Raw genomic sequence first — 14,729 nt, 5'->3', positions numbered from 1 at the left:
CCATTCCCCGGCGACAACTGCTTTATGTAGGAGCGAGCTTGCTCGCGATGGCTATCAACAATAACGCGCTCATTCTGACAGAACCCGTCTCCCGCTGGTTTTTTCGCGAGCAAGCTCGCTCCTACACAAAGCAGTGAGTTTTCAGAGCAAAAAAAAACCCCGCCAATCGGCGGGGTGAAAAAAGAGAAGCGCTTTAACGGATGAAGAAAGAGCGCGATGAAACGGTGTTACAGGCTGCTTAGAACACGTATTGCACGCGGGCTACGATGGCATCACCGCTGTCATCGCCATTGGCGTTGACGATCTTGTCGGTGCTGACCTTGATGTAGTTGGCCGAGACTCGGACCGCTTCGTTGGCGTACCAGTTGACACCGATAGTGTTCAGGTTGGCCTTGGCATCGCCCACTTCACGGGTAGCGCTGTTGCGGACAACGTTTTTGTCATCAACCTTGATGTTGTCGTATCGGTAGAAAACTTCCCACGCGCCGAACTGCTTGTTTTGGGGCTTGATGGTGTCGAACTTGGCGCCGTCGAGTTTGTAGATGCGCGATTCGCCGGTCAGGGTGTAGGCCAGTTGACCGTAGAAGCCGCTGGACTTGACGTCCTGATAGGAACTGCTGTCAGCCTTCATCTTGCGGCTCAGGTATTCAGCCTGCAGCGACAGCGGGCCGGTAGCGAAGGCGAATTCGCCGCCGAACACGGTGTCGGTGTCGTAAGCGTCGGTGCTGGTCAGGTTGCCGGAGTCCAGGCCCACGCCGCCGCCGAAGGTGCCACGGTTACCATTGGTGCCAGCATCGTTGCCGCCAGAGGTTGACACGCCACGTACGCCGAGGCGAGGACGGATGCGGGAGTCAAAAGCGGTGTCTTTCAGGTCGCGTACCGCGACGTCCAGGCCGACGTGCAAGACGTTGCCGGTTTCATGCAGCGGCGCGAATACGGCACGGCCGTTGAATTGCTTCACGCCTTTGCCGTCCTTATCGTTGATGTCCTTGGACGCAACGCTGGCGGACAGGTAAGCCATGTCGGCAACCACAGAGCTGACCTGGATACCCATGCCGTTTTCGTGGGAGTTGACCCAGTCGGCCATTTCGTACGCCGAGTTACGCTCGATGCCAGTGACCCACTTGGAGCTGGTGGCTTTTTCCAGGCCAAAATCGGCGTCGAAACGGCCGATACGGATGGTGACCGGCTTGAAGCCCACGTAGGACATGGATGCTTCGTCGAAGTAACCGTCGTCGGAGTTGCCCGAGTTGTGGGAGAAGTCATAGCTGAGCTGGTATTTGAAATCCTTATAGACGGTGCCGCCCAGTTCCAGGTAAGCACGGCGGAAGTAAGTGGCGTCGGCCGAGTCACCGTTCTTGGTGTAGAAACCGTCAAATGTGCCGTAATCGGCTTGCAGGCGACCACCCAGCTTGAAGCTGAAGTTCTGGTCGGTAGTAGCAACCTCAAGGCCGCCCTTGGTTTTGACAACGATATCGGCGCCGTCAGTAGTGACAGTACCAGCGAAAGCCTGGGCGGTAACGGCCAGGGCCAGGGCGCTGGCAGCTAAACCGGCGAAGTGCTTACGGATCATCGAAGAATTCCCCTAATTGGTGGTCTTTTGCATTGGAAAACACGCGGGCTCTGGCCCGCTGGTGTTGGGAGGGGATCTTGGCGAGGGGATATTTCAGCCGGGTTGCTGCAACATAAAGATTTTGTTACAGGGGAACTTTCTTACAACCAAAGGAAATAAGCGCAAAGCCACGGCCAGCAAGCGTCTTATTGAAAAAAGTGTCGGAAATGGCAGATAAAAAAGCATGAAAAAAAACTGACAGAAATGAAATATTTTTTCCCGAATGTTTTTGAAGGACGAAAAAAAGCCCGCGACCAGGATCGTCGCAGGCTCGGTGTGACGGTGAACAATGTCAGTATCTAAGGTTTGCCGGAACGCTCGGCAGCCAGGCGCTCGGCCAACTCGTCGATGCCCGCCACCGGTGGCTCGGGCATGATCCGTAGCGTGGCCTGCATCAAGCGCATCTGACGAATAAAGCGCCGGCAATTGGGGCAGAACAGCAAGTGGTGACGTACCAGCAAGCGCTCACGAAAGGTCAACTGCCCATCGAGATAGTCACTGGAGCGCGCCACTTGTTCTTTACAGGTCAACATTCGCCGGTTTCCTCAAAATGCTCCACCGTGGCGAAGACTTTAAGCCGTGCTCGATGCAGCAGCACACGGACATTGGAGAGCGAAATTTCCAGAAGATTACAAATCTCCTCCAACTCCAGGCCCTGACGTTCACGCAACAGCAGCACGCTGCTTTGCAATTGGGAAAGACTCAGCAGCGTGTGCTCAAGGCATTCGCGCAGCTCGTTTTCAGTCAGTAGCGCCTCGGGGGTGTCTTCGTGCCAGGCAAATGGGGCAACCAGCCAGTGGCCGTCACCGGCGGCGAAGCGCTCGTCGCCGACGGTACCGTGGGGCGACGGCAGGTCATCGAGCAGCACCTCCCGACGGTTTTGCTTGTAGCGGCCCTTGGCCGAATTGGCGGTGATGGTCAGCAACCACGTCTTGAGACTCGAACGCCCCTCAAACTTCGCCAGGTTGCGCACCACCGAGAGCCAGGCGTCCTGCACCACCTCATCGGCATGTCGCTGGCCAACGATGGCATAAGCCACAGCGCGCATGGCGCTCTGGTAGGTGCTGACCAATTCCTTGTACGCCCGCTGCTCACCCTTAAGCAAGCGTTCGAGCAGGTGCGAGTCGTCCGCTGCTGCCATTCAAGACCTCGGTACAAAGACATTTCCAGGTAACCATACGGTCAATGTGGGAGCCGGGCTTGTCAGATCGCCGCGATGCGACAAGCCCACTCCCACTGACCGCGTCCGTCCAGTGAATCAGCGCTTGCGCAGGATCACACTACCAATCGAATAACCGGCACCAAAGGAGCTGAGTACCGCCACAGCACCCTTGGGCAAGTCATCCTGGTAAGTATGAAACGCAATCACCGAACCGGCCGAACTGGTGTTGGCATAAGTATCGAGGATTACCGGAGCTTCTTCCTCCGTGGCTTCACGACCCAGCAGCCTCTTGACGATCAGGTGGTTCATGCTCAGGTTGGCCTGATGCAGCCAGAAACGCTTGACATCAGTCACGCTCAACTGGTTTTCAGTCAAGTGTTGGCCAATCAACTCGGCAACCATCGGGCAGACATCCCGGAAGACTTTGCGACCTTCTTGCACGAACAGCTTGTCCGGCGCACCGACGCCTTCTTCCGCAGCGCGGTTGAGGAAGCCGAAGTTGTTGCGGATGTTATTGGAGAACTTGGTCAGCAACTTGGTGCTGACCACATCGAATTGATGCTCGGAGGTAGCCAGGTCAGCCCGCTCAAGAATCACCGCCGTGGCCGCGTCGCCAAAGATGAAGTGGCTGTCACGGTCGCGGAAGTTCAGGTGGCCGGTGCAGATTTCCGGGTTGACCATCAGGATCGCCCGGGCCTGGCCCAGTTGGATGCTGTTGCAGGCGTTCTGGATGCCGAAGGTGGCTGAAGAGCAGGCCACGTTCATGTCAAAACCAAAACCCTGAATCCCCAGGGCTTCCTGGACTTCGATGGCGATGGCCGGGTAAGCCCGTTGCAGGTTGGAACAGGCAACGATCACGCCGTCGATGTCGGCGGCAGTCTTGCCAGCCCGCTGCAAGGCTTGCTCGGCAGCACCAATGGCCATTTGGCAAAGAATCGACCACTCGTCATTGGAGCGCTCGGGCAAGCGTGGCGCCATGCGTTTTGGGTCAAGAATGCCTTCCTTGTCCATGACAAAACGGCTCTTGATACCCGAGGCCTTTTCGATAAAGGCGGCATTGGATTCGGTCAGCGCCTGGACGTCGCCCTGCTCGATGGCGGCGGCATTCTCGGCATTGAACTGTTGGACGTAAGCATTGAAAGACTGCACCAGCTCTTCGTTGGAGATGCTGTTGGCCGGGGTGTACAAGCCTGTGCCGCTGATGACGACGTTATGCACGGTCGTTCCTCTAAATCTGTTCAGGCGGAAGGTATTGGCACCTTCGTACCAAACCGTAAGTCGTTCTAGTCCGCCCCGCGGACATCAAACGGGAATCGCTTTAGTCCATCGCGTCGTGGCTGTAACAACCCATCTAGACGAACCTGGCATTTATAGCGGCGAAGTTTGCCATAAACCGGGGGCTTTGGCGCCTTTTGCGATAGCACCCTGCCCCCGCAATTCAGGTCACGCCTCCACCAGGCTCCACTGTTTACTCAAGCGTTTGTCCGAAATTGGCACCTTTGTTCCCAATTGCTGGGCAAACAACGACACTCGATATTCCTCCAGCCACCATCGGTATAGCTCCAACTGCGGGTCGCGCTTGCCTTCCTGGGTGTGCTTGTTCAGGCGCGTCTGGTACTGGCTCCATAAACCGCTCAGTTCAGAACTCCAGACCCGGTCCTTCTGCACCTGGCTTGGGAGTTTCTCCAGGCGCAACTCGATAGCCTTGAGGAAGCGCGGCAACTCCTTGAACCATTGCGCCGGTGTTTCCCGCACAAAGCCTGGGTACACCAAGTGACTCAACTGTTGCTTGATATCATTGAGCGCCACCGCCTGGGCCAAATCGATCTTGCCCTTGAAGCGTTTTTGCAGAGCGTGCCACAGCTTCAGCACCTCAAGGGTCAAGCGCGCCAGACGCTCGGCGTGCTCGGTCCAACCGCCCCGTTTACGTTCGGCCAGGGCCGCCAAACCGGCGCCATCGCGGGGCGGGTTCGCTTCCCCTTCCAGCACGCAGCTGTCGAGGCTGGCCAGCAGAATGTCTTCCACCAGCGCATCGATACGCCCCAATTCGCGGTACATCAGCCCCAGTTCGGTAAGGCCGGGCAACTTGCCCCGCAGGAATTTCGCCGGTTCGGCCAATTGCTGCATCAGCAAACGCTGCAAAGCGCGGCGATGCTGGAACTCGGCTTCGGCGGCGGTGGAGAAACGTCCTTCCTTGACCGTGCCGTTTTCTTCCACTAGCGCCGGATAGACCGTCATCGACAGCCCAGCGATCTTCGCTTGAGTTTTCTCGGCGACGGCGGCGAACACCTTGGCCTCCACCGGCTGTTGGCTTTTCGCGGTCTGCGGTACCGCCAAGGCGGCCTGGCTGGCCTCGGCAAATCGCGCGGTCAGCTCAGCCAGGTCACGGCCCTCACCAAGGAACTTGCCCTGGCCGTCGACCACCTCCAGGTTCATCTTCAGGTGGTTTTCCACCTGCTGTGCAGCCTCGGCCCAGGCTTCATCGCTGACCCGGGCGCCGGTCATGCGTAACAACTCGCGCCCCAGGGCCTGTGGCAGCGAACCGTTGGCAAATTCGATGCGCTGCAGCGCCGCCTTGACGAAGTCCGGCACCGGCACGAAGTTTTTGCGCAGGGCCTTGGGCAGGTTGCGCACCAGGGCGATGCACTTGGCTTCGATCACGCCGGGCACCAGCCATTCCAGGCGCTCGGCGGGCAAGGCCGGCAGCAGCGGCGCCGGCACGCGCAAGGTCACACCATCCCGGGGATGGTTGGGCTCGAAGTGATAGCTCAAAGCCAGGGCGAGGTCGCCCAGGTGCAGGGTGTCTGGATAATGGGCGGCAGTGACTTCACTGGCTTCGCGGGCCAGCACGTCTTCTTCGCGCATGATCAGCAGTTGCGGGTCTTTCTGGCTGTTGACCTTGTACCAACTGTCGAACGTCGCGGTCTGGTGAATCTCCGCCGGCAAGCGCGCGTCATAAAAGGCAAACAGAGTTTCTTCGTCCGCCAGAATGTCACGGCGACGAGCCTTGGCTTCCAATTCGTCGAGCTGCTCCAGCAGCAGCGTATTGGCGGTCAGGCACTTGGCCCGGGACTGGATCTCACCACGCACCAGGCCGTCGCGGATAAACATCTCGCGGGAAGTGACCGGATCGATCGGTCCGTAATGCACCGGCCGGCGGCCCACCACAATCAGCCCGAACAGGGTGATCTGTTCAAAAGCCACCACCTGTCCGCGCTTCTTCTCCCAATGAGGTTCGAAGTGGTTTTTCTTGATCAGGTGACCGGCCAAAGGCTCGATCCAGTCGGCATCGATCTTGGCCACCATCCGCGCATACAGCTTGGTGGTTTCCACCAGTTCGGCGGCCATCAACCATTGCGGGCGTTTCTTGCCCAGCCCCGAGGACGGATGAATCCAGAAGCGCCGCTGACGGGCGCCGAGGTAGTCGCCGTCTTCGGTCTTCTGGCCGATCTGACTGAGCAGGCCAGACAGCACCGCCTTGTGCAATTTCGGGTAGTCGGCGGGCTCTTTATTGAGGGTCAACTGCATGTCACGGCAGATCAGGCTCAATTGGCGATGGGAGTCGCGCCATTCGCGCAAACGCAGGTAATTCAGGAAATTCTTGCGACACCAGTTGCGCAGTGGGCTGGCGGTCAATGCCTGGCGCTGCTCTTCAAAGCCACGCCACAGATTGACCAGCCCGGCGAAGTCAGAATCGATGTCCTTCCATTGCGCGTGGGCCTGGTCAGCCGCTTGCTGGCGCTCCGGCGGGCGCTCGCGCGGGTCCTGGATCGACATGGCGCTGGCCACGATCAACACCTCCTGCAAGCTGCCAAGCTTGGCCGCCTCCAGCAACATGCGGCCCATGCGCGGGTCCACCGGCAGGCGCGCCAGTTGCCGGCCCATCGGCGTCAGCTGGCTGTTGCGGTCCACCGCCGACAGCTCTTGCAGCAGGTTGAAACCGTCGCTGATGGCCTTGCCATCCGGCGGCTCGATAAACGGGAAATCGGTGATCTCACCCAGGCGCAGGTGCAGCATCTGCAAGATCACCGCCGCCAGGTTAGTACGCAGGATTTCCGGGTCAGTGAACTCCGGGCGCCCGATAAAATCTTCTTCGCTGTACAACCGCACGCAGATGCCCGGCTCGACCCGTCCGCAACGACCTTTACGCTGGTTGGCGCTGGCCTGGGACACGGCTTCGATGGGCAGGCGCTGGACCTTGGCGCGATAGCTGTAGCGGCTAATGCGCGCGGTACCGCTGTCGATCACGTAGCGAATGCCCGGCACCGTCAATGAGGTTTCAGCGACGTTGGTCGCCAGCACCACGCGCCGGCCTGGATGGGACTGGAAAATCCGCTGCTGTTCAGCCGGCGACAGGCGCGCATACAGCGGCAGGATTTCGGTATGTTTGAGCTGGGCCTTGCGCAGCATGTCGGCGGCATCGCGAATCTCTCGCTCGCCGGGCAGGAACACCAGCACATCGCCAGGGCTCTTGCGCTCGCTGCGCTCAAAAGCAGCGATTTCATCGAGGGTGGCCAGAATCGCCTGGTCCACCGTCAAGTCGTCCTCGATACGGTTGCCCTCTTCGTCCTGTTCCAGGGTCAGCGGGCGGTACCAGGTTTCTACCGGGAAGGTGCGGCCAGAGACCTCGACAATCGGCGCATCGTTGAAATGCTTGGAAAAGCGCTCCAGGTCGATGGTGGCCGAGGTGATGATAACTTTCAGGTCCCGGCGACGCGGCAGCAAGATTTTCAGATAGCCCAGCAGGAAGTCGATGTTCAGGCTGCGTTCGTGGGCTTCGTCGACAATGATGGTGTCGTAGCGTTCGAGGTAGCGATCGTTCTGGGTTTCCGCCAGCAGTATGCCGTCGGTCATCAGTTTGATCAGGGTGTTGGAATCGCTTTGGTCCTCGAACCGCACCTGATAGCCGACCAATGAGCCCAACGGAGTAGCCAACTCTTCAGCAACCCGGCTCGCCACGCTACGCGCGGCAATTCGTCGGGGCTGGGTATGACCGATCAAGCCGTATTGGCCACGGCCGATCTCCAGGCAAATCTTCGGCAATTGCGTGGTTTTACCCGAGCCGGTTTCACCGGCAATGATCAGCACTTGATGCTTGAGCAGCGCTTCCTTGATCTCGTCGCGCTTGGCGGCGATGGGCAGGCTGTCGTCATAACGAATCAGCGGCAGGCTCGCGCGCCGCGCCTCTACCTGGGCGCAGGAAGCCTGCATGCGTGTCACCCACTGGGCAAGCTTGTCCTCATCGGGCTTCTTGCGCAGCTCAAGCAACTGCCGACGCAAGCGCTGGCGGTCAGCGAGCATGGCGTGATCAAGGTTTTTCAGCAGTTGGTCGATAGCGGGCGCTTGGTCAGTCATCAGGTACGCAAAGGTCTTTTTAATAAGGCAGGGGGAGCCTGCGGTGACATGATTGGCAAAATTCAGGGGGGCGATTGTCGCAGATTTCGGCGTGCAAGGACGAGTCTGTCGCCAGTGGGAGCCCGCATAACCGAGCAACCCAGGGCAGCAGCTCGCCTGGCGCCCTACTCGTTATCCAAGCCCTTGCGCCGATATGGAAACACATCAATCACCTTCCCGGCTCGAATCGCTTCCTGCAGGCCTTTCCAGTAATCGGCGTTGTATAACTCGCCGTGCAATTCGTCGAACAGCCGGCGTTGGCCGGCATCGGCAAACAGAAACGGTGGAAACTCCTCGGGAAACACGTCCAGCGGCCCGATGGAATACCACGGCTCCGAGGCCATTTCATCTTCCGGAGTACGCGATGCCGGGATATGGCGGAAGTTGGCTTCGGTCAGAAAGCAGATTTCGTCGTAGTCATAAAACACCACGCGACCGTGACGGGTCACGCCAAAGTTCTTCAGCAACATGTCGCCAGGAAAGATATTCGCCGCCGCCAGTTGCTTGATCGCCAGGCCATAGTCTTCCAGGGCTTCGCGCACCTGGGCGGCGTTGGCGTTTTCCAGGTAGAGGTTGAGCGGCGTCATGCGCCGCTCCGTCCAGCAATGGCGGATCAACACTGTGTCGCCTTCAAGCTCGACGGTGCCCGCCGCCACTTCCAGCAGTTCGGCCAGGCACTCGGGCTCGAACTTGCTCAGGGGGAAACGGAAGTCGGCGAACTCCTGGGTATCGGCCATGCGCCCGACCCGATCGACACTCTTCACCAACCGGTACTTCTCGATCACCGTGGCGCGGTTGACGTTTTTTGACGGTGAAAAGCGGTCCTTGATGATCTTGAACACGGTGTTGAAGCCCGGCAGGGTAAACACGCTCATAACCATGCCGCGCACGCCGGGCGCCATGATGAATTGGTCGTCGGTGGTGGCCAGATGGTTGATCAGTGCTCGGTAAAACTCAGACTTGCCGTGTTTGTAGAAGCCGATGGAGGTGTACAACTCGGCGATATGCTTGCCCGGAAGGATGCTCTTGAGGAAGCCGATAAACTCCGCTGGCACCGGCACATCCACCATGAAATAGGAACGGGTGAACGAGAAGATGATCGACACATCGGCTTCATCTGTGATCAGCGCATCGATCTGGATACCGCGCCCCTCTCGGTGCAGCAGCGGAATCACCAGCGGCCATTGCTCGTCGCGGGTGTAGATACGCCCTACCAGGTAAGCGCCTTTGTTGCGGTAGAGCACCGAGGAAAATAGTTCAACGTTGAGGTCCGGGTCCTTGCACACCCAATCCGGCAGGTTTTCGCGCAACTGCCCTTCGAGTCGGCGCAGGTCGGCGGGCAAGTCCGCGTAGGGCTCACTAAAGCTGTAGTCGGCGAAGATCTGCTCCAGAATGCCCGCAAGCTTGCCTTGAGGCTTGTAGGTGCGGGTTTGCGCCGCCCGAGCCCGGCGCAGGCTCGGCCGGGTGGTGTGGATGAACATACAGCCGTCGCTGATCAGGTCATGGCTGAACAGCCCGCAAAAGATCGAGTTGTACCAGGTTTCCGACAGTTCATCGTCAAAGCGCAGGTCGATCAGGCTGATATAGGCGCTTTTCACCAAGGGCCAGGATTTGACGTCGAACAGCGGCTCATCATCGAAGGTGGCCTGCAGCCGTGCGGTCACTTCGCCGACCTTCTCTTCATAGAGGTTGATACGCGCCGCCGACGCCACTTGCGCTTGTTGCCACTGGGCTTTTTCAAAGCGCTGCCGGGCGCCGTCGGTGATCTGGCGAAAATGCTCGCGGTAGTCGTCGAAGCCATCGAGGATCACTGTTGCGATGGAGAGCGCGGTGTCGATGGCTGGCGTTTGCTGCGGCATATCGGAGACCTCTGCGGGCATTCGGAAGACCTGAGCTTAGCCAGTGTAGGGGAGCAGGAGAAGCGCAATCTTGCAGCTCGCCCTGTACACCTTTGTTCATTTCGTACATTAAATAGTTATTAGCGATTGTGTCAGGTAGGTCGGTAGGCAACACTCTCGGCCTTGTTAAAAAGGAGTTGTCCGTGAGACCTGTCGACACCCTGCACCTGCTGGTGCTGGCCGCCATCTGGGGCGCAAGCTTTCTGTTCATGCGGATTATCGCCCCGGAAATCGGCACGATTCCTACGGCATTCTTTCGCGTCTCGATTGCCGCCACCGGCCTGCTGGTGATCCTCGCCATGATGCGGGTGCGCTGGGATTTTCAAGGCAAGTTCAAGACCGTACTGTTGCTGGGAGTGATCAACTCGGGGATTCCCGCAACCATGTATTCAGTGGCCGCCCAGGTATTGCCGGCGGGTTACTCGGCAATTTTCAATGCAACCACGCCATTGATGGGCGTGTTGATTGGCGGGCTGTTTTTCAGCGAGCGGCTGACACCGTCGAAGATTGCCGGGGTGTGCCTGGGTCTGTTTGGCGTCGGCATCCTGACCCGCGCAGGACCGATGGCATTCGACATGGAACTGCTGATGGGCGCCCTCGCCTGCCTGCTGGCGACCACCTGCTATGGGTTCGCAGGGTTTCTCGCCCGGCGCTGGCTGGATCAACAGGGAGGCCTGGACAGTCGCCTTTCCGCCCTGGGCAGCATGCTCGGCGCGACGCTGTTTCTGCTGCCATGGTTTGCCTACAGCGCTATCAGCCAGCCGCCAGCCAGTTGGGGTGGCTGGAACGTATGGCTGTCCTTGCTGGGATTGGGGCTGGTGTGTACGGCCTTTGCCTACATTCTGTACTTCCGTTTGCTGACCTCCATCGGGCCAGTGAAGTCCATGACTGTTACGTTCATGATTCCGCCATTCGGGGTGTTGTGGGGCGCGCTGTTGCTGGATGAACCGTTGTCCATGGCCCATCTGTATGGCGGGGTGTTGATTGCGGGGGCGTTGTGGCTGGTGCTCAGACCGGGGACGTTGGCCAAGACGCTGTAGGGGCGAGATCAGTCGCCCCTTCAGCTACCGATCAGCTTTTACGGAACACAAACACCAACCCAACGATGATCAGCCCCATCCCCAGCAGACTCAACATCGCCAGCCGGTTGCCAAAGATCAGGTAATCCATCACCGCCGTCACCGCCGGCACCAGGTAGAACAGGCTGGTGACATTCACCAGATTGCCCCTGGCGATCAGCCGGTAAAGCAGCAGCGTCGCCAGCAGCGAGACCACCAACCCCATCCACAACACTGGCCCATAAAAACCCACGTTGTGCTCGAAGTGGAAGGGCTGGAACGGCACAAACACCGAGCACAACAACAAACCTGCCAAGTACTGCACCGGCAGCGTACCCAATGGGTTATCGGTGATCCGTTTCTGCATGATGGAACCCAGGGTCATGCTCGCCAGGGCCAACAGGCCAAAGAGCATCCCTGCCAGGGACATGCCGGACAAACCGATGCCCTGGTAGACCACCATGATCAACCCCGCCAACCCCAGCGCCAGGCCGAACATCCGGCTCCAGGAGCGCTGGCGCTCCACCAGCACCACGGTCAGGATCGGCTGCACGCCCATGATAGTCGCCATGACGCCAGGGGTGACTTTCAGATCCAGGGCCAACAGATAGAAAATCTGATAGGCCCCCAACAACACCAGGCCGGTGGCAACCGCAAAACGCATCGCCTTGCCCGACTGTGGCAGCTTGAGCTTGAGAATCGGCACCAGAATCACCAGCCCCAGCAGGGCAATGGCAAAACGAATCAGTAGAAAGGCAAAGGGTGAAGCATGGGCCAGGCCCAGCTTGGAGAAAATCGCCCCACTGCTCCACAGCAGGACAAACAGGCTCGTCGAGGCCGCCGCGGCCACGGATTGTTTCGAAAGAACAGACATGGGTACCACCTGTGATCAGGCAAAAAGCCAACTCAGCAAAGGCTGAAATTCAGTAGTTTTTTCAGGCGGGCGCGGGAGAGCAGCAGGTAGCTGATCAGCCCGAAATGCCAACGCCAGGCGGTGATACGACTGCGTACACCGGCGTGCTACTGACAGGTGGGGGATACTGGCCGATCTGCGCAGGCTGCTGATTCCCGCACGGCACGACCACAGCGTTGACCGCTGAATCGATTACCGCTATGCGCTGGGAAGCTGGCATGGGCTGATCTTTTTTGAAGGGGTGGAGGGTGCTGTGAAACACCGAGTGCCGACTATAACCATCCGGCGACATGCCTTGCAACGACTTCGCCAAAAGGCCAGTAAGGACAATGGGTGAAAGACGTCGCTTCCTCAATGCAACCATGACAGGAAGTATTAAAGAACCCAGCCTATTGGCTGGCAGCCCTGACAAATCAACAGCATAAAAAAACCGCTCATCCGAGCGGTTTTTTATGCCTGAAAAACACTCAACCAAACAACCAATACCCCAACGCCGTCAACACCACCACCGCCAGCACCGGTCGCATGACACGGTAGGCCTTTGGATGGCGACGCTTCCACTGTTTGATCACACCACTGAAGCTGTCGCTGAAACGCTTGCTCCAGGCATAGGCCCGGTTGATCCCTCCAACGCGCTCATCGTCAAGATTCTGCGGAGCAGTGGCGCGACCCAGTTGGGCGCTGACCCAGCGGTTGATGCGCGTCATCAGTCGGCTGCTCAATGGCCGCTCGATGTCGCAGAACAGAATCACCCGGGTTTTCTCGGTTTCGTTCTTCACCCAGTGCACGTAGGTTTCGTCGAACATCACGTCTTCGCCGTCTCGCCAGGCGTAGATCTGGCCATCAACAAAGATGCGGCAATCGTCAGAGTTGGGCGTCGACAAGCCCAGGTGATAACGCAGGGAACCAGCAAACGGGTCCCGGTGCGGGTTGAGGTGGCTACCGCCAGGCAACAGGGCAAACATGGCGCCCTTGACGTTGGGGATGCTACTGACCAGGGCCACAGTTTTCGGGCAAAGCAACTCGGCCGATGGCAGCGGTTTGTCGTACCACTTGAGGTAGAAACGCTTCCAGCCTTTCTTGAAGAACGAGCCAAACCCAGCGTCGTTGTTCTTGTCGGCGGCGCGGATGTAGCCCTCGTCAAACAGGTGCATGGCCTCGTCGCGGATTACTTCCCAGTTGTCCTTGAGCACGTCCAGTTCCGGGAACTTGCTGCGATCCAGGTACGGCTTGGACGGCACACCGGAAAAGATGTACATCAAGGCGTTATACGGGGCGAACAGCGCCGAGTGGTTGACGAACTGACGCAACACCGGCAAACGTGCCTTCCCGCGCAAATGCACATAAAGCGTGCTGCCGATAAACAGCAGCAACACCGACAGCTTGGCGGCCAAAGAAAAGGTCATGCAGCAACTCCTGGAAATAGGCGTCTGGTCCACAGCCTCCCATTGACGGGAAACCAGACATAGCAGACGGCCATGATAAACACTCCAGGCCTTCGGAAAAACCCGCGCAATCCAACAATCAGTATTAAGGGGTGCGCGATAGCGATCAATTATGCATAAGGCACATCAAAACAGGGCTGACGCGGGTCAACCCTACTCATTAGCATCTCAAGCCTGGTTTTCCTGATCGGTAAACAAATCACTGAACAACATGCTCGACAGGTAACGCTCACCGGAGTCCGGCAGTATCACCACGATAGTCTTGCCCTGCATCTCCGGCTTCTCTGCCAGACGCACCGCCACCGCCATCGCCGCGCCACAGGAAATACCGCAAAGAATCCCCTCCTCCTGCATCAAGCGGCGGGCCATAACCTTGGACTCGTCGTCACTGACCAACTCAACCCGGTCCACCATCGACAGATCAAGATTCTTCGGCACGAAACCGGCGCCAATCCCCTGGATCTTGTGGGGGCTGGGTTTGATTTCTTCGCCAGCCAACGCCTGGGTAATCACCGGTGAACTGATCGGCTCCACGGCCACCGAAAGGATCGGTTTGCCCTGGGTCAGCTTGATGTAGCGGGAAATCCCGGTGATTGTGCCGCCGGTACCTACACCCGCCACCAACACATCAACAGCGCCATCGGTGTCGTTCCAGATTTCCGGGCCAGTGGTTTTCTCGTGGATTGCCGGGTTGGCCGGATTTTCAAACTGGGCCGGCATAAAGTATTTGGCCGTGTCGCTGGCAAGGATTTCGCCAGCCTTTTCGATGGCACCTTTCATGCCTTTGGCCGGCTCGGTCAGCACCAGCTCGGCACCGAGGGCCTTGAGTACCTTGCGCCGCTCGATGCTCATGGAGGCCGGCATGGTCAGCAGCAACTTGTAGCCACGGGCAGCGGCGACAAACGCCAGGCCGATCCCGGTATTGCCCGACGTAGGCTCGACGATGGTCATGCCAGGTTTGAGTTTACCGCTGCTTTCGGCGTCCCAGATCATGTTGGCGCCGATCCGGCATTTCACCGAGTACCCAGGGTTACGCCCCTCGATCTTGGCCAGAATCGTCACGCCCCGAGGCGCGAGGCGGTTGATCTGAACCAGGGGCGTATTACCGATGGAGTGCGCGTTGTCTGCAAAAATGCGGCTCATGACGGGGTCCTTAAGGCGGCTTTTAGGAAGGCCCCAAGGGTATGCCTCGTGCTTCAAGGCGTCCAGTCAAGACGAACGTCCAGCGCCAGGCGCAGTCAACCACC

10 protein-coding genes are annotated in these 14,729 nt (G+C 58.7%); 1 reads left to right on the top strand and 9 read right to left on the bottom strand.

All coding sequences use genetic code 11. The annotated features are described in order from the left end of the window. Positions 1-238: 238 nt before the first annotated feature. The 6 genes from ACZRKZ_RS12920 to aceK all read right to left on the bottom strand — a co-directional run bounded on the left by ACZRKZ_RS12920 (position 239) and on the right by aceK (position 10,027). Entirely contained in the window at positions 239-1,573 is a 1,335-nt protein-coding gene (locus ACZRKZ_RS12920; RefSeq protein WP_463970324.1) for an OprO/OprP family phosphate-selective porin, read from the bottom strand. Positions 1,574-1,911: 338 nt separating this feature from the next. Continuing rightward, the gene (locus ACZRKZ_RS12915; RefSeq protein ID WP_463970325.1) at positions 1,912-2,145 is read right to left on the bottom strand and encodes an anti-sigma factor family protein; all 234 of its coding nucleotides are present in this window, start codon (positions 2,143-2,145) and stop codon (positions 1,912-1,914) included. Beyond that, complete coding sequence (locus tag ACZRKZ_RS12910) at positions 2,139-2,753, bottom strand: sigma-70 family RNA polymerase sigma factor (RefSeq protein ID WP_133101824.1); 615 nt, start codon at positions 2,751-2,753, stop codon at positions 2,139-2,141. Before ACZRKZ_RS12910 ends, ACZRKZ_RS12915 begins: the two co-directional genes overlap by 7 nt. Positions 2,754-2,870: 117 nt before the next feature. Beyond that, entirely contained in the window at positions 2,871-3,992 is a 1,122-nt protein-coding gene (locus ACZRKZ_RS12905; protein ID WP_463981766.1) for a beta-ketoacyl-ACP synthase III, read from the bottom strand. A 225-nt stretch (positions 3,993-4,217) separates the two neighbouring features. Next, entirely contained in the window at positions 4,218-8,129 is a 3,912-nt protein-coding gene (hrpA, locus tag ACZRKZ_RS12900; protein ID WP_463981765.1) for an ATP-dependent RNA helicase HrpA, read from the bottom strand. 164 nt (positions 8,130-8,293) lie between these two features. Further along, positions 8,294-10,027 (bottom strand): bifunctional isocitrate dehydrogenase kinase/phosphatase, encoded by a 1,734-nt coding sequence (gene aceK, locus ACZRKZ_RS12895; protein ID WP_463981833.1) that lies wholly within the window; start codon positions 10,025-10,027, stop codon positions 8,294-8,296. Between the two features lie 182 nt (positions 10,028-10,209). Between aceK and ACZRKZ_RS12890 the strand changes: the two genes are divergently transcribed. After that, positions 10,210-11,106, top strand: coding sequence for a DMT family transporter (locus ACZRKZ_RS12890; protein WP_463981764.1), 897 nt, complete (start codon positions 10,210-10,212; stop codon positions 11,104-11,106). 31 nt (positions 11,107-11,137) lie between these two features. Here the strand turns inward: ACZRKZ_RS12890 and ACZRKZ_RS12885 are convergent, their stop codons facing one another. From ACZRKZ_RS12885 to cysK, 3 genes are all read right to left on the bottom strand, one after another. Next, on the bottom strand, positions 11,138-11,998 hold the full coding sequence (locus tag ACZRKZ_RS12885; RefSeq protein ID WP_463970328.1) for a DMT family transporter: 861 nt from the start codon (positions 11,996-11,998) through the stop codon (positions 11,138-11,140). Positions 11,999-12,504: 506 nt separating this feature from the next. After that, on the bottom strand, positions 12,505-13,443 hold the full coding sequence (locus tag ACZRKZ_RS12880) for an aspartyl/asparaginyl beta-hydroxylase domain-containing protein (protein ID WP_463970329.1): 939 nt from the start codon (positions 13,441-13,443) through the stop codon (positions 12,505-12,507). 207 nt (positions 13,444-13,650) lie between these two features. Then, a complete protein-coding gene (cysK, locus tag ACZRKZ_RS12875) occupies positions 13,651-14,625 on the bottom strand; it encodes a cysteine synthase A (RefSeq protein WP_463981763.1) in 975 nt (324 codons plus the stop codon). Between the last annotated feature and the right edge of the window lie 104 nt (positions 14,626-14,729).

Source organism: Pseudomonas sp. c313, from assembly GCF_055407145.1.
This window is presented reverse-complemented; position numbering and strand designations above follow the sequence as displayed.